Below are 16,696 nucleotides of genomic sequence, written 5' to 3' on the forward strand. Positions count from 1 at the left end.
GGCTAGCGCTTGAACATCGGGTGCTCGACCCGGTCGCCGGCGCGGATGCCGAGCTTGGCGGCGGTGCCGGCGTTGAGTTCGAGCACCGCGAGAACCGGCTCGCCCGACGGGATCACCTTGGTCGAGAGCGGCTCGGTATCCGGGGCGATCCGGGCGATCGAGCCGTCGGAGCGGATGAACACCATGTCGAGCGAGAGGTAGGTGTTCTTCATCCACATCGTGGCCGGCGCCGGCCGCTCGAAATCGAACAGCATGCCGTGGTCGGCGGCCATGGAGCGGCGGTACATCAGCCCCTTGGCGCGCTGCGCATCGGTGCGCATCACCTCGACCTGGAAGGCGTGGCGCCCATTCTTGGCGACGACACCGAGCGGCTCGGTCGCGGCCTGCGCGGCGGGGGCCGCCTCCTGCGCACGGAGCGGGAGCACCGGCAAAGCCGCCAGCGCAGCGAGGCAGGCGGCGAGGCGCAAAAGCTTTGACGCAGAGGGAAGCACGGGCACGCGGATCACCGTCAATGGGAAGCCGGAAGCGCCCCGTCGACGAGGCGGACTTCCGCCGCCATAGCACCCTTCGAGCCGTCGCCGTAGCGCACCATCACCTCCTCGCCGGGCTTCAGCTCGGCGATACCGTAGCGGCGCAGGGTCTCCATGTGCACGAAGATGTCCGGCGTGTCGTCGCCGCGGCTGAGAAAGCCGAAGCCGCGCAGGCGATTGAACCACTTCACCACCGCGCGTTCCAGGCCACTCGTCGGTATGACGACTTCGTGGGTACGTGCCATCGGCAGTTCGGAGGGGTGGAGCGCGGTCGATTGATCGAGCGAGAGCACCCGGAAGGCCTGCCAGCCGCGGGCGCGCTGCACCGCTTCGACCACGATCCGCGCGCCTTCGCTCGCGGCCTGGTGCCCGTCCCGCCGCAGGCAGGTGATGTGCAGCAGCACGTCCGCCGAGCCGTCATCCGGCACGATGAAGCCGAAGCCCTTCGAGACGTCGAACCACTTGATGCGCCCGGCGACCTCCAAGAGTTCGGCCGGACGCTCGTCCTCGCTCTCACGCTCCATCGCGCGGTCTCGCGTCTCCGGCATACGAAGCCCGACGGCACTCAGTTCGTGTTCGTTCGACATGTAAGCAACCCGTGCCGAATCGCGCGGCGCAATCCCGGCGCTACGTTAACAAAGTCAGATTACGCGGGAAGCCCGTTTGGCCGGCAACGGGACAGTGCAAGTGATCATTTTTCGGTTGCATGGCGTCAATGCCGCATTGCCCACGCGCCCGATTGCCCGCCCGATCAACTGATCTAGTGTCGATCCGGGCCGGGAGAGCATGGCCGGACAACGGCTTAGGATCACCCGCGCCGCCGTCGGCTTGGGTGCGGTCTCGCATCGAGCTGATTCGAATGGCCGCAAGGCTGCCTCTGCAACGGGCAGCGGCTCCTGCGCGCGCCCTTCGCCTCGGCCGGGGAACAGTGATAGGGCGCGGCTATGCCTGCCTCCTCCGCATTCACGCCCCCCCGTTCGAGCCGGCGGATCGATGCCCTCGATCTGGCCCGGGGCGCGGCGCTCGCGGCGATGGCGGCCTATCACGGGCTGTGGGATCTGGGCTTCCTGCAACTCACGCCGCAGAACTTCGCGCTGACCCCGCCGGGACGGCTCGCGGCACACGGCATCGCAGGCTCCTTCCTGCTGCTGGTGGGCATCGGCCTCGTGCTCGCCAACGGCGACGGCGTGCGCTGGCGGCCCTTCGCCCTCCGGCTCGCGCGGATCGGCGGGGCGGCGCTCCTCATCACGGGGGCGACGTGGATCGCGTTTCCGCAGAGCTACATCTTCTTCGGCATCCTGCACTGCATCGCCGTCTCGAGCGTGCTCGGCCTGCCCTTCGTATTCCTGCCGGCCCCGGTGACGGCGCTCGCGGCCGCCGCCGTGCTGGCGGCGCCCCGCATCGTGGCCCATCCCCTGCTCGATGCGCCGGAACTCTATTTTCTAGGCCTCGGCCGGGGCCTGCCGGACACCAACGATTGGGTGCCGCTGTTTCCCTGGTTCGGGATGGTACTGGCCGGGATCGCGCTCGCCCGGATCGCGCGGCCGGCTTTGGCCGGATCGTGGCTCGGCCGTTGGCGGGCCCGGAGCGCCGTGGCGCGCGGGGCAGCCTTTGCCGGGCGGCACAGCCTTGCGGTCTATCTCGTCCACCAGCCGGCTTTGCTCGCCCTGTTCACCGGCCTCGTCACGCTGACCGGGCCGCATCCGAAGGCGGGGCTCGCGAACTTCCGCAAGGATTACGTCGGCAACTGCACCCGCACCGGCGGCGAGGCGGAGGCTTGCCGGATCGCCGCCCGCTGCACGGCGGAAGCCCTACGGCGGGAGGGGCTCTGGGGCTCGGGCAAGCCCTATTCTGCGGAGGAACGAGCGAAGGCGCAGGGGCTCTCGCAGCTTTGCTACGAGGCCGCGGAAGGCACCGCGGCCCCGCCGTAAACGTTAGTCCTTGGCGCGCTCCACGTAGGAGCCGTCCGCCGTCATGATGACGACGCGGGTGCCGGTGCTGACATGCGGCGGCACCGAGGTCTTCACGCCGTTCGACAGGAGCGCCGGCTTGTAGGACGAGGAGGCGGTCTGGCCCTTGGTGACCGGCTCGGTCTCGACGATCTCGAAGGTCATGCGCTGCGGCAGCTCGATGGTCAGCGGCACGCCGTTATGGGTCGAGAGGGTCACGGTCATGCCCTCCTGCAGGTAGGGGGCGGCGTCGCCGACCACGTCCGCGGGCACGGCGATCTGCTCGTAGCTCTCGGGGTTCATGAAGTGATACCCCTCGCCGTCCTGGTACAGGAAGGTGTGGTCGCGGTCCTCGACGAAGGCGCGCTCGACCTGCTCGGTGGTGCGGTAGCGCTCGGAGATCTTCACGCCGTCGGTGATGCGGCGCATGTCGAGCTGCGTCACCGGTGTGCCCTTGCCGGGGTGGATGTTCTCCGCCGTCAGGATGACGTAGAGCTTGCCGTCCTTATCGACGACGTTGCCCTTGCGAAGGGTACTGGCGATCACTTTCACGAGCGTGGACCTTGGCTTGACGAGAACGGCGGCTCTTCACCGGCGTCTCGGCCGGATGAGCGGAATCATCCGCGAGGCCCTACCCTATCCGCGGCTCGGTTGCCAGCCGGAGGCTGTTTTCGCGTGAGTCACGAGTCTTCGCCCTGGTGGCATCCCGGCCTCCATGCGGATCGCCGGCCTCTGCTGCTTACCCGCAACCGCATCCTGGCGGGGCTTCGGGCGTGGTTTTCGGAGCGTGACTTCGTCGAGGTCGAGGCCGCCGCGTTGCAAGTCTCGCCCGGCAACGAAGCGCATCTCTCCGCCTTCGCCACGGAGGCGATCCTGCCCGATGGCGGCCGCGAGCCGCTCTACCTCCACACCTCGCCGGAATTCGCCTGCAAGAAGCTGCTGGCGGCGGGCGAGCCGCGCCTGTTCAGCCTCGCCCACGTCTTCCGCAACCGCGAGCGCGGCGCCTTGCATCATCCCGAATTCACGATGCTCGAATGGTATCGTGCGGGCGAGCCCTACGACGCGCTGATGCAGGATTGCGCCGCCCTGCTGGCGCTTGCCGCCGAAACCGCGGGCGCCCGGCGCCTCACCTTCCGCGGGCGCGAGGCCGATCCGTTCGCACCCTTCGAGCGGCTGACCCTGGCGGAGGCGTTCCAGCGCTTTGCGGCCATCGACCTCCTCGCCACGGTCTCGCCCGACGGCGCGACGGACCGCGATGGCCTCGCCGATGCGGTGATGACCCGCGGCCTGCGGGTGGCGCCGGACGACACCTGGGCCGACCTGTTCAGCCGCGTCCTCGTCGGGCTGATCGAGCCGCATCTCGGCCAGGGGCGCCCGACAGTCCTGTGCGAGTACCCGGTGAGCGAGGCGGCGCTCGCCCGGCCGAGCCCGCGCGACCCGCGCGTTGCCGAACGCTTCGAACTCTATGCCTGCGGCGTGGAACTCGCCAACGCCTTCGGCGAACTCACGGACCCGGCGGAGCAGCGCCGCCGCTTCGAGGCGGAGATGGCGGAGAAGGCTCGCGTCTACGGCGAGCGCTACCCCATCGACGAAGACTTTCTGGAAGCGCTGGCGGTGATGCCCGAGGCGAGCGGCATCGCGCTTGGCTTCGACCGGCTGGTGATGCTGGCCACCGGCGCACCGCGCATCGACGACGTGATCTGGACACCGGTCACCCGGAACCGGTCGCGGTGAGCCTCGTCCTGAAGAGCGCCACCGCGCTGGCCCGTGCCGGGCTGGTGGATGCAGCCGCCCTCCCCGCCCTGGAGCGGGTCGCGGCGCGCTACGCCGTCTCGGTGACCGCCGACATGGCCGAGTTGATCGACGCCAACGACCCCGGCGACCCGATCGCCCGCCAATTCGTGCCGCGTGCGGAGGAGATCGAGACGCGGGCCGAGGAACGCGCCGACCCGATCGGCGACGACGCGCACGAGGCGGTGCCCGGCATCGTCCACCGCTATCCCGACCGGGTGCTGCTGAAGCCGCTGCACATCTGCCCAGTCTATTGCCGCTTCTGCTTCCGCCGCGAGCGCGTCGGGCCCGCCGGCCAAGGTTCGCTCGGCGAGGCGGAGTTGGCGGAAGCCTACGGCTACATCGCCGCCCACCCGGAGATCTGGGAGGTGGTAGTGACGGGGGGCGACCCCTTCGCCCTCTCGCCCCGGCGGCTCGCGGCGATCGCGGAGGCGCTCGGCGCGATCCCGCATGTGCGGGTGCTGCGCTTCCACACCCGCGTCCCCGTGGTCGAGCCCGCCCGCGTCGATGCGGCCCTGGTCTCTGCCCTCAAGGGCTTTTCCGGCGCGGTGTTCGTGGCGCTCCACGCCAACCATCCGCGCGAGTTCACGCCGGCCGCGCAGGGCGCCATCGCCCGGCTGGTCGATGCCGGAATCCCGATGGTGAGCCAGAGCGTGCTCCTGCGCGGCGTCAACGACGATGCGGAGACGCTGGAAGCCCTGATGCGCCGCTTCGTCGAGAACCGGATCAAGCCCTACTACCTCCACCACGGCGACCTCGCGCCGGGCACCGGCCATCTGCGCACGGAGCTGCCGGAGGGGCAGGCGCTGATGCGAGCCTTGCGCGGTCGCCTCTCCGGCCTCGCCCAGCCGCTCTACGTGCTCGACATTCCCGGCGGCCACGGCAAGGTGCCGGTGGGGCCGGGCTACCTTGACGCCGCGGGCGCGTCCTGGCGTGTGACCGATCCGAGTGGGGCCGTTCACGCCTATCCCCCGAAGAGCGACGACGAGGACCGAGGATGACGCTGAAGCTGTGGGGGCGGGCCAGCTCCGGAAACGTCCAGAAGGCGCTCTGGGCGCTCGACGAGCTGGGTCTGGCCTACGAACACATCGAGGCGGGCGGCGCCCACGGCATCGTCGGCGACGCCGCTTACCGCGCGATGAATCCCAACGGCCTCGTGCCGACGCTGGAGGAGGATGGCTTCGTCCTCTGGGAGTCGAATGCGATCCTGCGCTACCTCGCCTACGCCCATGGCGGCCCGCTGGCCCTGCCGGAGGCGCCCCGCGCCCGCGCGCTGATCGACCAGTGGCTCGATTGGCAGGCCACCGCCTTCACCCCGACGATGCGCGACGCCTTCCTCCAACTCGTGCGCGTCGCCCCCGACAAGCAGGACGCGCGGCTGATCGAGGCGTCGCGGGCCGGGTCCGAGCGCTGTGCCGCCCTGCTCGACCAGCATCTCGCGGAGACGCCCTTTGTTGCTGGCGAGCACTTCTCCATCGCCGACATCGCCGTCGGGCTCGCGGCGAACCGCTGGTTCCAGCTGCCGCTGGAGCGGGAGGAGCGCCCGAACATCCGCCGCTGGTTGAGCCTGCTCGCGCAACGGCCCGCCACCTCGGCCGTTCTGTCGCTGCCGCTCACCTGACTTTTCCCGGCGGAGGTCAGCCTGTGTCGAACCCCGGACGAAAGAAGACGATGTTCTTCCCGCTCTCGAAGCTGATCTTCTTCGTCCTCACGCCGTCGAACTTCCTGATCCTGCTGGGGCTTCTCGGCTGCCTGCTGCTCTTCACCGAGGTCGGCCGCGGGGTCGGACGGGTTCTCACGGTCGCGGGCCTCATTGGGCTCCTGGTCGCCGGGCTCTCGCCGCTTTCGGCCTGGACGCTGGCGCCGTTGGAGAACCGGTTTCCGAGCTTCACCGATGACGGCACGCCGGTCACCGGCATCGTCGTGCTCGGCGGGACGGTCGAGGCCGACACCTCGATCGGCCGTGACCAGATCACCGTCAACGAGGCTGGCGAGCGGGCCATTGCGCTGGCCGACCTTGCCCGGCGCTATCCGCAGGCGCGCCTCGTCTTCTCCGGGGGCGCCGGCAGCACCCGCGAGGACGCGGTCTCGGAGGCGGAGATCGTCAGCCGCTACGCCGACACCCTCGGCGTGCCGCGCAACCGCCTGATCCTGGAGCAGCAATCGCGCAACACGCATGAGAACGCGGTGTTCTCCGCGCGGATGGTGCAGCCGAAGCCCGGCGAGCGCTGGCTCCTCGTCACCTCAGCTTGGCACATGCCGCGCTCGATGGGCTGCTTCCGCAAGGCCGGCTTCGACGTCACCGCCTACCCGGTCGATTACCGCACCAACTGGCCGCGCGACGCGTATCGCCTCGCCAGCTTCGCCTCCACCGGTCTGGCGGAACTCGATATCGGCGTGAAGGAGTGGATCGGCATGATCGCGTACCGGCTCACCGGCTACACCGACGCGGTGATGCCGGCGCCGTGAGCCGCCGTCACGCCCGCGGCAGGCTCAAGCGATAGATCCCACGAAAATCGTCGGGATCGTCCACCGGCTTGCCCTTGCGCATGATTTGCACCCGGCCTTCCTTCGTCAGCCGCACGGCGACGCGGCGGACCGGCTGCATCAACGGGCTCCAGCCATCGGGATGCGGGCCCCCGAGCGCGCGGGCGATCTCGGAGGGGCAGCAGGTCTTGTCCGCTCCGCGCTCGTTCACGAGCCGCAGCATCGTCTCTTCGATCGCGGCTTCATCGGCCATGCAAGTCTTCCTCGGCGAGCAGAAAGGCGCGAATCCGCGAGGAGAACTGGCGCTGCCACATCACCCAGACAACGCTGGCGGTGGCAAGCATCAGAACCGGCGCGCTCACGAACCAGCCGAGATAGGCCAGCGCGAACAGGAAAGCACGCTGGCCTTTGGCGAAATGCGAGCCCGCGGCCACGTTCATCGCCCCGGCCCGCTCGGCGGCGCGGAGCATCACCGCCTCGGAGGCGCCCGAGCCCTTGGGCGGCACCGCGCCGATGAGGATCGCGCCGTAGTTGAACAGACGGTAGGCCCAGGCGAACTTGAAGAAGGCGTAGACGAACACCACCGCGAGCCCGGCGACCTTGATCTCCCAGGTCTGGCGGGTCGTCCCCGCCCCGAAGGGGAGTGCGGAGAACAGGTTGAGCACGTCGTCACCCGAGCGCGAGAGCGTCAGCACCGAGCCGAGCGCGATCAGCGAGGTGGAGGCGAAGAAGGCCGTGCCGTTCTGAAGCGAGGCGTTGATCGTCGTGTCCACCACGCGGTTGTCGCGGGTGATCATCTGGGCGGCCCATCGGTGCCGCTGCCGGTTCATGATTTGGCTGAGGCTCAGCCGGCTGCCCCGCCGCCGCTGCACGGCGAGGCTGTAGCCGACCCAGGACGCCACGAAGAAGACGAGCGCCGCGAAGTCGAGCGGGGAAAAGGCGTGGAGGTCCCACATGGTCAGGGCGTCGTCATCGCGGTGTCGTCTTGCCGGTCCGGATGGGCATGCTGCTCCGGCGGCTACAGGCCGAAGGCCCGGTGGGCAAGCCCTCGATATGTCTACGCGCGGATCTCGAAACCCGTGATCGGGGCGGGCACGGCCTCCTCGCTCACCTCGATGCCGTCGACGCGCGCCGCGAACGGACCGCGCCGGCACGCGGCGAGCAGCGCATCGACCGACTCGGCGGGGCCGGAGAACAGTGCTTCGACGGTCCGGTCGGGCCGATTGCGGACCCAGCCTGCGACGCCGTGCCGGTCCGCCTGCTTCTTGGTCCAGGCCCGGTAGGACACGCCTTGCACACGGCCGCGGATCACGAGGCGGATGGTCTTGCTGTCGGTGCTCAAGATGGAGGGGACTCCCGGTTCCTTGCCGGAGCCGGGCGCCTCTCGCTCCCGGCTATGGGGTTGTCATGGCGGCGCGCGATCGCCGCCTGCGGTCGGTTGGTGAGATACCACGCCAGCGATACGCTTTCCGCTTGATCGAAGCGAAAAGCGTATCGCTCAGCCCGCGCGGCGCTCGAGCGAGGCCCAAATCCGCCACCCCGAAGGGATCAACCGGATTTGTTACGAGATGACGAGCACGCCGCCGACGCAGTTGCCGAAGCAGCGCGGCGGAGAGCCGACTGCCGATCAGGTTTTTCGAGGACGCTCCGGCCGGAACTGCGCCGTTCAAGTGCCAAGGGTCGCTTCGGGTCGTGCGCGTCGCGCCGATCAGGCCGGAGTGCGGCGCTGCCAGCCGCGGATTTCCTGGAGGTAGGGGCCGGGCAGTTGCGCCGCCTGCCCCGCCGCGAGCACGGCTTCGAGATAGCCCGGCCGCGGCAGGCCGCCGGCTCCGCTGCGGCCGAGATAGATCAGGGCGCGTTTCGTGCCGCCATCGCCGACGATCGGCTGATACGCCTTCACGTAGAGGCCGCTCGCCACGCCCTCGTAGCGGTCGAGGGCCGGTACGTCGGAGAGCGCGAGTTCCCACAGCACGCCCCACACGGTGGCGCCCGGCGCGCGGACCACGGAGGCCCAGCCCTCGCGCATGATGATGAAGCGGTGCCGCGGCAGGCGCCCGCGCCCGATCAGCCGCGAGGCCGGGCAGCGCTGGGCCATGGCGGCGGCGTCCATGTTGGCGCCGTAGGCGAAATAGAGGGGCATGGCTTTTCGGCAGAGGGGGCGGCGCGCCTACGCGCCGGGTGTCCGATACTCGCGCTTCACGGCCCGCTCGTTGGCAAGCATGGCGAGATAAGCCATCGACAGGACGACGGCGGGGATCGCGAAGGTAACGAAGATCTCGCCGGAACTCATGGCAGAAGGCTTCTGAGAATCCGTCTGCCGTTCCAATGCAATCCTGCCGCGGTTGAAATTCAAAACACGGCGGACGCGATCGTTCCGAAGCTGAGCGACGGCGCAGTCGCGGCACCGAAGCTCATGGCGGTGACCGGCTTTACGCCGCCGAGGACGATCAACGCCACGGCGACGGACGGTCGCTGGTCCGATCAGGCGAATTCCAGGATCACCGCATCGACCGCGAGGCTGTCGCCTTCCTTGGCGGCGATCTTGGAGACGGTGCCGTCGCGCTCGGCGCGCAGCACGTTCTCCATCTTCATCGCCTCGACGATGGCCAGCGGCTCGCCGTTCTTCACCTCCTGGCCCTCGGTGACCATGATCTGCTTGACCAGGCCGGGCATCGGGCAAAGGAGTTGCTTGCCGGAGCCGGCATTCTCCTTGACCGGCATCAGGTCGGCGAGTTCGGCCTCGCGGCGGGTGAAGACCCGCGCTTCCGCCGCCGCGCCCGCGTGCTGCAGGAACACGCCGTTGAGGAGCGGGCGCACCTGGATCGCGATCGACTGGTCGCCGACCGTGCCGCTCCAGACCGGCGCGCCGGGGCGCCAGTCGCTGCGCACCGGGGCGACCGTGCCGTCGTCGAAGGTGACGACAAGGTCGTTGCCCGCGGTCTCGACGGTGACGTTGAAGCGCTGGCCGGAGAGCACCACCACGCGCTCGCGTTGGAAGGTCAGAAGGCTCGGATCGCGCATCTGGCCGGAGATGCCGCGCTTGCGGATGTTGAGCTTGTGGTCGATCGCCGCCGCGACCGCCGCGAGCCGATGGGCCACCGGCCCCTCAGGCTCGGGTGCGATGAAGCCCTCCGGGAACTCCTCCTTGATGAAGCCCGTCGAGAGCCTGCCTTCGCGCCAGCGGGGATGGGCCATCAGGGTGGCGAGGAAGGGGATGTTGTGGCGGATGCCCTCGATGGCGAAGGCGTCGAGCGCGGTCGCCTGCGCGTCGATGGCTTCCAGGCGGGTCGGCGCCCAGGTGACGAGCTTGGCGATCATCGGATCGTAGTGGATCGCGATCTCGCCGCCCTCCTCCACACCGGTATCGTTGCGCACGGTCGCCCCGCCGAGCGGGCCTTCCTCCGGCGGCTGGTAGGTGGTGAGCCGGCCGATCGACGGCAGGAAGTTGCGGGTCGGATCCTCGGCATAGACGCGGCTCTCGACCGCCCAGCCGTCGAGCTTCACCTCGGCTTGCGTCAGCGGCAGCGGCTCTCCGGCGGCCACCCGGATCATCAGCTCGACGAGGTCGAGCCCGGTGATCATCTCGGTGACCGGGTGCTCCACCTGAAGGCGGGTGTTCATTTCGAGGAAGTAGAACGACTTGTCCTGGCCGGCGACGAACTCCACGGTGCCGGCGGAGTCGTAGTTCACGGCCTTGGCGAGGGCGACGGCCTGTTCGCCCATCTTGCGGCGGGTCTCCTCGTCGAGGAGCGGCGACGGCGCCTCTTCGATGACCTTCTGGTTGCGGCGCTGGATCGAGCACTCGCGCTCGCCGAGATAGATCACGTTGCCGTGCTTGTCGCCGATCACCTGGATCTCGATGTGGCGCGGGTCGGTGATGAACTTTTCCACGAACACCCGGTCGTCGCCGAACGAGGACGAGGCCTCGGACTTGGCGCGGGCGAAGCCCTCGGCGACCTCGTCGGCCGATTCGGCGATGCGCATGCCCTTGCCGCCGCCGCCGGCCGATGCCTTGATCATCACCGGATAGCCGATCTCGTCGGCGATGGTCACGGCGTGCTCAGGGCTCTCGATCACGCCGAGGAAGCCCGGCACCGTCGAGACGGTGGCCGCGGCTGCGGCCTTCTTCGATTCGATCTTGTCGCCCATGGCGGCGATGGCGCCGGGATTTGGGCCGATGAAGACGATGCCGGCCTCGGCCAGCGCCTTCGGGAACGCCTCGCGCTCGGAGAGAAAGCCGTAGCCCGGATGGACCGCCTGGGCGCCGGTCTGCTTGCAGGCGTCGATAATCTTGTCGATCAAGAGATAGGACTGCGCGGCGGGTGCCGGGCCGATATGCACCGCCTCGTCGGCCATGGCGACGTGGACCGCATCACGGTCGGCGTCCGAATAGACCGCCACCGTCTTGATGCCCATCTTCCGGGCCGTCTTGATGATGCGGCAGGCGATTTCGCCCCGGTTGGCAATCAGGATCTTATCGAACATCGCAGCCGCTTCTTGAGGGAGACTGTCTCGGCCTGCCCCTCCCGAAGGCAAGCCCGAACGCATCCCGATAAAGCAGTTGCGCGAGAGACGGAAGCTGTGCGCCACTCCCCAAAAGGCCGGCTTCGATGAAATCCGATTGAAGAGCGGTCAATTCGAATTTCGACGGTGCCCGGATGCTGGCCGCAGGGCCGATGCCGTCGCCGCATCGGGCCTCAAAACTGAATTCATCATGCAGCGCAGGGCAGGCGACCGGTGCGGCACGCGACGGACTTAGCGGCCGCGTTCTTGGCGGTGGCACTCTTGGCCTTGAGGGCAAAGGCGATCAGCGTCTCGTCGCTGGTCTCGGCCTCGCGCACGATCTCCATGGCGATGCGGCTGCCAAGCGCCGTCGGGCCCTTGCGGCCGGCGATGGAGGCAGAGAGCCACGCGGACATCTCGCGGGTGATGATGCCGGTGGGGCGCTCGCCGTAGACGGCGAAGTTCACGACTTCCGCGGTGACGAAGGCGGAGAAGCCCTCGTGGGTGTCGGTGACGGCGCGGTCGAGCGCCAGCAGCAGGTCGGCCTCGTCGCGGCCCATGATGCCGTCGGGGAGGATGTCGCGGGCGAGTTCGCGAACGTCGTCCTGGTTCAGGCTGCCGGCGTCGACGATGCGGGTGCAGAACAGTTCAAGCGCAGTGTTGGTCATGGTCTGGTGCCTTTCGAGTTCGTCGTTGCCGGTGTTCGTTCGTGTCTGTGCTGACATTACGGACCGACAACGCTCGAAGAGGTTAATGGCTAAATCTGAACCCGTGTTCAGGTAAACGGCTGCTCACGATTGAGCCTTTCGAAAAGCTTGCTTTGCGAAAGTAAGACTCTCTTCAGCGAACCACGACCTTCGTCCCGACCGGCACGCGCTCGTAGAGGTCCATCACGTCCTCGTTGAGCATGCGGATGCAGCCGGAGGAGACCGCCTGCCCGATCGTCTCCGGCTCGTTGGTGCCGTGGATACGGTAGAGCGTGTCCTTGCGGTTCTGAGCGAGATAGAGCGCGCGGGCGCCGATCGGGCTGAACGGGCCGCCCTCCAGGCGCGGCGGCAGATCCGGGTGGCGGCCGATCATCTCCGGGGCCGGGTTCCAGTCCGGCCATTCGAGCTTGCGGTCGATCTCGGCCCGTCCGGTCCATTCGGCTCCTGCCCGGCCGATCGAGACGGGGTAGCGCATCGCCTTTCCGCCGGGCTGCACGAGGTAGAGCCGCCGCTCGGCCGTCTCGACGACGAGGGTGCCGACGGGCTCGCGGGTCGCGAAATCCACGGTGGTGCGGGCCAGAGCCGGATCGAGCGGGGCTTTCGGCGCCAGCTTCATCCAGGCCGCATCCCGCTCCGGCCCCGGCGGCAGCGGGGGAACGGCGGGCAATTCGGCAACCACGGGGACGGGTGGAGCGACCTGCGCCGTCTGTGACTGGCAGGCCGCCAGGGGCACGAGCCCCACGAGAAGAGCGAGGGCGGGTGAAGCGCGCATGACGGGGGGCGGTCGTTCGAAGAAACCACCGCAGGTTGAAGGATCGTTTGTGGCCAAGCTTGGACCGTGGCACGGCCGGTTGTGGACGAGATCGATCCGCGCGCCTGTCCCGGTTTGCGCTGTTGCGCGCGGGCGACAAGATCGACAAGTTCGAGACAGCGAGCGCGGTGGCAGGTCCGGCGGAAGATCGGACACGCCGCATCGGCAGCAACACGCTCGCCCCGCTTTCGCAGGGCGGCAGGTGACGAGGCGGGGCGCCCGAACGGGCATCACCGTCTTGGGCACCGGGAGAAACGGCCCTGAGCACCCTCTACGTCACCCATCCGAGCGCCGTCGAACACGCGGTCCCGACCGGCCATCCCGAGCGGCCCGCCCGCATGCAGGCGGTCGAGCGCGCGCTCGAGAACGAGCGCTTCGCCGCCCTCGTGCGCTGCCACGCGCCCAAAGCCGAGGCGGCGACCGCCGAACTCGTCCACCCGGCCTCCTTCGTCGAGACCATCGTCGCGGCCTCGCCGGACGAGGGCTTCTTCCAGATCGACGGCGACACGCTGATGTCGCCGGGTTCGCTCAATACCTGCCTGCACGCCATCGGTGGATCGAACCACGCGGTCGATGCGGTGATGAAGGGCGAGTGCGCCAACGCCTTCGTCGCCATGCGCCCGCCCGGCCACCACGCCGAACGCGAACGCGCCATGGGCTTCTGCCTGTTCAACCACGCGGCGATCGCCGTGCGCCACGCCCAGAAGGCATTCGGCGCCACGCGCGTCGCGCTGGTGGATTGGGATGTCCACCACGGCAACGGCTCGCAGGACATCTTCTGGGCCGACAAGACCGTGATGTACGCCTCGACCCACCAGATGCCGCTGTTTCCGGGCTCCGGCGCCACGGGTGAGCGCGGCGACCACGACACCATCGTCAACGCGCCGCTCAAGGCGTTCGACGGCAGCGAATTGTTTCGCGAGGCGTTCGAGGCGCGCATCCTGCCACGGCTCGACGCCTTCGCGCCGGATCTCATCGTGATCTCGGCCGGGTTCGACGCACACAAGCTCGATCCGCTGGCCAACATCCAGCTCGAGGAGGCGGATTTCGGCTGGGCCACGCGGCGGCTGATGGAGGTCGCCGACCGGCACGCGGGCGGGCGCATCGTCTCGATCCTGGAGGGCGGCTACAGCCTCGACGGGCTCGCCCGCTCGGTCGCCGCGCACATGGATGCACTGATGGGGCGGTGACGGGCACCGCCCCGGCTCGATCGGCCTATCGGTGGGCGAGGATCAGGGTGATGAGCACGGCGGCGACGCTGAGGAACATCACGCTGCCGAGGATCGCTCCGGTCACGGCGTTCGCCGACACGTAGGTTCCGGCGACGCGGCTCAGCGCCGGCACGACCCCGTGCCGGTCGGCGGCACGGCCGGGATGCCCGCAGGAGGGGCAAGCGAGGGCTTTCTCCGAGACGCGGTGATCGCAGGCGGGACAGGGGACGAGGGCCATGCGGTGCTCCCTTCCGTTGTGCAGCGATGTCGCCGCCTTACAGGACCTGGGAACGGCCGCGCTTGGCCGCAAGAGGTGAAACGAGTGTCCGAGTGAGCGCCGAACTCGGTGCGCATCCCCTCGCCCCCACGCGGGGAGAGGGGCACCCCGTCGGCGCGCGCAGCCGCTTAGCCTTCCAGCGGTTCCTCGCTCACCAGCTCGATGCCGAAGCCCGACAGGCCGACATAGGAGCGCGACGACGAGGACAGGTTGCGGATCGAGACGACGCCGAGGTCGCGCAGGATCTGCGCGCCCAGACCCACCTCGCGCCACTGGCGCACGCGCTGCGCCTCCGCGCCCTCCTCAGCGTACCGGTTGAGCGGGACGCCCGCCGTGCCGTCACGCAGGTAGACGAGGATGCCGCGGCCTTCCTTGGCAAAGCGCCGCATCACGCTCTCGATTTGCCCGCCGCCCTCGATCACGTCGGCGACGACGTTCGAGCGGTGCAGGCGCACCGGCACGTTGCGGCCGTCGCCGATGGCGCCGTGGACGAAGGCGAATTGCTGGATCGGCTCGAACGGCGTGACATAGGCGTAGCCGGTCATCGCGCCGAACTCGGTCTTGACCGGGAAGGAGCCGACCCGCTCGACCAGCCGGTCGCGGGCCTGCCGGTAGGCGATGAGATCGGCCACCGAGACGCGCTTGAGGCTGTGCTGCTCGGAAAACGCATCGATCTGCGGCCCCTTCATCACGGTGCCGTCGTCGTTGGCGAGTTCGCAGATCACGCCCACCGGCGGCAGACCGGCGAGCTTGCACAGATCGACCGCCGCTTCCGTATGCCCGGAGCGCATCAGCACGCCGCCGTCGCGGGCGATGAGCGGAAAGACGTGGCCGGGCCGCACGAAGTCGCCCGCGCCCATGTTGCCGTTGGCCAGCGCACGAACGGTGTTGCAGCGCTGCTCAGCCGAGATGCCGGTGGTGAGGCCGTGACGCACGTCCACCGTGACGGTGAAGGCGGTGCCGAGCGGCGCATCGTTCGAGGCCACCATCGGGTCGAGGTGGAGACGGCGCGCCTCGTCCAGGGTGATCGGCGCGCAGACGATGCCGCAGGTGTTGCGGATGATGAACGCCATCTTCTCCGGCGTGCAGAGCGAGGCGGCGACGACGAGGTCGCCCTCGTTCTCGCGGTCGTCGTCGTCGGTGACGACCACGATCTCGCCGCGGGCGAAGGCTTCGATGGCCTCGGTGACGCTGCAATGGGGCACGGGCTTCGTCTCGTTCAGCGGTTCGAAAGGAGCAGTCAGGCGCGTTCGCCGTTCTGCCCGCGATGGCGAAGATAATGGTCGGCCAGCACGCAGGCCATCATCGCCTCGGCAACGGGGACGGCGCGGATGCCGACGCAGGGGTCGTGACGGCCCTTGGTGATGAGGTCGATCTCGGCCCCATCGCGGTTCACGCTCCGGCGCGGGGTCAGGATCGAGGAGGTCGGCTTCACGGCAAAGCGTACCACGACCGGCTCGCCCGACGAGATGCCGCCCAGGATACCGCCGGCATGGTTGGCGAGGAAGCGCGGGCGGCCGTCATTGCCGGCGCGCATCTCGTCGGCATTGTCCTCGCCGCGCAGAGCCGCGGCGGCGAAGCCGTCGCCGATCTCGACGCCCTTGACCGCGTTGATCGACATCATCGCCGCGGCGAGATCCGCGTCGAGCTTGCCGTAGATCGGTGCGCCGAGTCCGGGCGGTACGCCCTCGGCGGTCACCTCGATCACCGCGCCGACCGAGGAGCCGTCCTTTCGGATTTCGTCGAGATAGGTCTCGTAGAGTGCCGCCGCCTTCGCGTCGGGGCAGAAGAACGGATTTTGGCCGACCTGCTCCCAGTCCCAGTTCGCGCGGTCGATGGCATGCGGCCCCATCTGCACGAGGGCGGCGCGGATGGTGATACCGGGGATGACCTTGCGGGCGACGGCGCCGGCCGCGACCCGCGCCGCGGTCTCCCGCGCCGAGGAGCGTCCCCCGCCGCGGTAATCGCGGATGCCGTACTTCGCGTCATAGGTGAAGTCAGCGTGGCCGGGGCGGTAGCTGTCGCGAATTTCCGAATAGTCTTTTGAGCGCTGGTCGGTGTTCTCGATCATCAGCGCGATCGGCGTGCCGGTGGTGAGCTGACGCCCGCCGGTGCGGTCGTCGCTGAACACGCCGGACAGGATCTTCACCTGATCGGGCTCGCGCCGCTGGGTGGTGAAGCGCGACTGGCCGGGCTTGCGCCGGTCGAGTTCCGCCTGAATCTCCTCGGCTTCGAGTGCGAGGCCGGGCGGGCAACCATCCACCACGCAGCCGAGCGCCACCCCGTGGCTCTCGCCGAAGGTGGTGACGCGGAACAGGTGGCCGAAGGTGTTGTGCGACATGGCGCGCGTGCCTTAGCGCGGGATGCCGGCCCGCACAAATTTGGCCGATCCCCGAACCAACGAGAGGCGCTACCCGTCCACTTGCGGAT

20 protein-coding genes are annotated in these 16,696 nt (G+C 69.0%); 6 read left to right on the plus strand and 14 right to left on the minus strand.

The genetic code is table 11. The features are described from left to right. Positions 1-2: 2 nt before the first annotated feature. Together J2W78_RS13920 and J2W78_RS13925 are read right to left on the minus strand one after the other, a co-directional pair. A complete protein-coding gene (locus J2W78_RS13920) occupies positions 3-512 on the minus strand; it encodes a DUF192 domain-containing protein (RefSeq protein ID WP_253371364.1) in 510 nt (169 codons plus the stop codon). Further along, positions 509-1,054, minus strand: coding sequence for a cold-shock protein (locus tag J2W78_RS13925; protein WP_253374038.1), 546 nt, complete (start codon positions 1,052-1,054; stop codon positions 509-511). Before J2W78_RS13925 ends, J2W78_RS13920 begins: the two co-directional genes overlap by 4 nt. 420 nt (positions 1,055-1,474) lie before the next feature. Between J2W78_RS13925 and J2W78_RS13930 the strand changes: the two genes are divergently transcribed. After that, positions 1,475-2,461 carry a heparan-alpha-glucosaminide N-acetyltransferase gene (locus J2W78_RS13930; RefSeq protein WP_253371366.1) on the plus strand — a complete coding sequence of 329 codons (987 nt, stop codon included), beginning with the start codon at positions 1,475-1,477 and terminating at the stop codon, positions 2,459-2,461. A 3-nt stretch (positions 2,462-2,464) separates the two neighbouring features. Here the strand turns inward: J2W78_RS13930 and efp are convergent, their stop codons facing one another. Further along, positions 2,465-3,031, minus strand: a complete 567-nt coding sequence (gene efp, locus J2W78_RS13935; protein ID WP_003599274.1) for an elongation factor P — start codon at positions 3,029-3,031, stop codon at positions 2,465-2,467. A gap of 123 nt (positions 3,032-3,154) precedes the next feature. Between efp and epmA the strand changes: the two genes are divergently transcribed. Genes epmA through J2W78_RS13955 form a run of 4 tightly spaced genes read left to right on the plus strand, consistent with a single transcriptional unit; the run spans position 3,155 to position 6,739 of the window. Continuing rightward, positions 3,155-4,213, plus strand: coding sequence for an EF-P lysine aminoacylase EpmA (epmA, locus tag J2W78_RS13940; protein ID WP_253371368.1), 1,059 nt, complete (start codon positions 3,155-3,157; stop codon positions 4,211-4,213). Then, positions 4,210-5,271, plus strand: coding sequence for a lysine-2,3-aminomutase-like protein (locus J2W78_RS13945; protein WP_253371370.1), 1,062 nt, complete (start codon positions 4,210-4,212; stop codon positions 5,269-5,271). Before epmA ends, J2W78_RS13945 begins: the two co-directional genes overlap by 4 nt. Next, positions 5,268-5,891 (plus strand): glutathione S-transferase family protein, encoded by a 624-nt coding sequence (locus tag J2W78_RS13950; RefSeq protein WP_253371372.1) that lies wholly within the window; start codon positions 5,268-5,270, stop codon positions 5,889-5,891. Before J2W78_RS13945 ends, J2W78_RS13950 begins: the two co-directional genes overlap by 4 nt. Before the next feature lie 50 nt (positions 5,892-5,941). Continuing rightward, a complete protein-coding gene (locus tag J2W78_RS13955; protein ID WP_253371374.1) occupies positions 5,942-6,739 on the plus strand; it encodes a YdcF family protein in 798 nt (265 codons plus the stop codon). A gap of 7 nt (positions 6,740-6,746) precedes the next feature. Here the strand turns inward: J2W78_RS13955 and J2W78_RS13960 are convergent, their stop codons facing one another. From J2W78_RS13960 to J2W78_RS13990, 8 genes are all read right to left on the minus strand, one after another. Next, positions 6,747-7,010 carry a DUF3253 domain-containing protein gene (locus tag J2W78_RS13960; protein ID WP_253371375.1) on the minus strand — a complete coding sequence of 88 codons (264 nt, stop codon included), beginning with the start codon at positions 7,008-7,010 and terminating at the stop codon, positions 6,747-6,749. Next, entirely contained in the window at positions 7,000-7,713 is a 714-nt protein-coding gene (locus tag J2W78_RS13965; protein WP_253371377.1) for a DUF599 domain-containing protein, read from the minus strand. The genes J2W78_RS13960 and J2W78_RS13965 overlap by 11 nt, the downstream gene beginning before the upstream one ends. Before the next feature lie 101 nt (positions 7,714-7,814). After that, entirely contained in the window at positions 7,815-8,099 is a 285-nt protein-coding gene (locus tag J2W78_RS13970) for an acylphosphatase (RefSeq protein WP_253371379.1), read from the minus strand. 366 nt (positions 8,100-8,465) lie between these two features. After that, the gene (locus tag J2W78_RS13975) at positions 8,466-8,897 is read right to left on the minus strand and encodes a gamma-glutamylcyclotransferase family protein (RefSeq protein WP_253371382.1); all 432 of its coding nucleotides are present in this window, start codon (positions 8,895-8,897) and stop codon (positions 8,466-8,468) included. A gap of 27 nt (positions 8,898-8,924) precedes the next feature. After that, a complete protein-coding gene (locus J2W78_RS24740) occupies positions 8,925-9,047 on the minus strand; it encodes a hypothetical protein (RefSeq protein WP_301288584.1) in 123 nt (40 codons plus the stop codon). Positions 9,048-9,238: 191 nt separating this feature from the next. Further along, the gene (locus J2W78_RS13980) at positions 9,239-11,242 is read right to left on the minus strand and encodes an acetyl-CoA carboxylase biotin carboxylase subunit (RefSeq protein WP_253371384.1); all 2,004 of its coding nucleotides are present in this window, start codon (positions 11,240-11,242) and stop codon (positions 9,239-9,241) included. 227 nt (positions 11,243-11,469) lie between these two features. Then, positions 11,470-11,928 carry a hypothetical protein gene (locus J2W78_RS13985; protein ID WP_253371387.1) on the minus strand — a complete coding sequence of 153 codons (459 nt, stop codon included), beginning with the start codon at positions 11,926-11,928 and terminating at the stop codon, positions 11,470-11,472. 172 nt (positions 11,929-12,100) lie between these two features. Next, positions 12,101-12,739 carry a L,D-transpeptidase gene (locus J2W78_RS13990; RefSeq protein ID WP_253371389.1) on the minus strand — a complete coding sequence of 213 codons (639 nt, stop codon included), beginning with the start codon at positions 12,737-12,739 and terminating at the stop codon, positions 12,101-12,103. A 377-nt stretch (positions 12,740-13,116) separates the two neighbouring features. On the opposite strand from J2W78_RS13990, the gene J2W78_RS13995 reads away from it, so the two are divergent. Then, a complete protein-coding gene (locus J2W78_RS13995; protein ID WP_253371392.1) occupies positions 13,117-13,968 on the plus strand; it encodes a histone deacetylase family protein in 852 nt (283 codons plus the stop codon). A 25-nt stretch (positions 13,969-13,993) separates the two neighbouring features. Here J2W78_RS13995 and J2W78_RS14000 read toward each other — a convergent pair whose 3' ends face one another. The 3 genes from J2W78_RS14000 to aroC form a co-directional block, all read right to left on the minus strand. Continuing rightward, the gene (locus J2W78_RS14000; RefSeq protein WP_253371393.1) at positions 13,994-14,227 is read right to left on the minus strand and encodes a hypothetical protein; all 234 of its coding nucleotides are present in this window, start codon (positions 14,225-14,227) and stop codon (positions 13,994-13,996) included. A 167-nt stretch (positions 14,228-14,394) separates the two neighbouring features. Next, positions 14,395-15,471 carry a 3,4-dihydroxy-2-butanone-4-phosphate synthase gene (gene ribB / locus J2W78_RS14005; RefSeq protein WP_253371395.1) on the minus strand — a complete coding sequence of 359 codons (1,077 nt, stop codon included), beginning with the start codon at positions 15,469-15,471 and terminating at the stop codon, positions 14,395-14,397. Positions 15,472-15,506: 35 nt separating this feature from the next. Beyond that, positions 15,507-16,607: a chorismate synthase gene (gene aroC / locus J2W78_RS14010; RefSeq protein ID WP_253371397.1), complete on the minus strand. Its 1,101-nt coding sequence runs from the start codon at positions 16,605-16,607 to the stop codon at positions 15,507-15,509. Between the last annotated feature and the right edge of the window lie 89 nt (positions 16,608-16,696).

This window comes from Methylorubrum extorquens, assembly GCF_024169925.1.
Classification (GTDB): Bacteria; Pseudomonadota; Alphaproteobacteria; order Rhizobiales; family Beijerinckiaceae; genus Methylobacterium; species Methylobacterium extorquens_A.

Bases quoted from the DNA above. Each gene is read 5' to 3' on its own strand.
- J2W78_RS13925 (WP_253374038.1), bottom strand. From the start codon at position 1,054: ATGGAGCGTGAGAGCGAGGACGAGCGTCCGGCCGAACTCTTGGAGGTC.
- J2W78_RS13930 (WP_253371366.1), top strand. From the start codon at position 1,475: ATGCCTGCCTCCTCCGCATTCACGCCCCCCCGTTCGAGCCGGCGGATC.
- J2W78_RS13950 (WP_253371372.1), top strand. From the start codon at position 5,268: ATGACGCTGAAGCTGTGGGGGCGGGCCAGCTCCGGAAACGTCCAGAAG.
- J2W78_RS13955 (WP_253371374.1), top strand. From the start codon at position 5,942: ATGTTCTTCCCGCTCTCGAAGCTGATCTTCTTCGTCCTCACGCCGTCG.
- J2W78_RS13960 (WP_253371375.1), bottom strand. From the start codon at position 7,010: ATGGCCGATGAAGCCGCGATCGAAGAGACGATGCTGCGGCTCGTGAAC.
- J2W78_RS13965 (WP_253371377.1), bottom strand. From the start codon at position 7,713: ATGTGGGACCTCCACGCCTTTTCCCCGCTCGACTTCGCGGCGCTCGTC.
- J2W78_RS13975 (WP_253371382.1), bottom strand. From the start codon at position 8,897: ATGCCCCTCTATTTCGCCTACGGCGCCAACATGGACGCCGCCGCCATG.
- J2W78_RS24740 (WP_301288584.1), bottom strand. From the start codon at position 9,047: ATGAGTTCCGGCGAGATCTTCGTTACCTTCGCGATCCCCGCCGTCGTC.
- J2W78_RS13980 (WP_253371384.1), bottom strand. From the start codon at position 11,242: ATGTTCGATAAGATCCTGATTGCCAACCGGGGCGAAATCGCCTGCCGC.
- J2W78_RS13985 (WP_253371387.1), bottom strand. From the start codon at position 11,928: ATGACCAACACTGCGCTTGAACTGTTCTGCACCCGCATCGTCGACGCC.
- J2W78_RS13990 (WP_253371389.1), bottom strand. From the start codon at position 12,739: ATGCGCGCTTCACCCGCCCTCGCTCTTCTCGTGGGGCTCGTGCCCCTG.
- J2W78_RS13995 (WP_253371392.1), top strand. From the start codon at position 13,117: ATGCAGGCGGTCGAGCGCGCGCTCGAGAACGAGCGCTTCGCCGCCCTC.
- J2W78_RS14000 (WP_253371393.1), bottom strand. From the start codon at position 14,227: ATGGCCCTCGTCCCCTGTCCCGCCTGCGATCACCGCGTCTCGGAGAAA.
- aroC (WP_253371397.1), bottom strand. From the start codon at position 16,607: ATGTCGCACAACACCTTCGGCCACCTGTTCCGCGTCACCACCTTCGGC.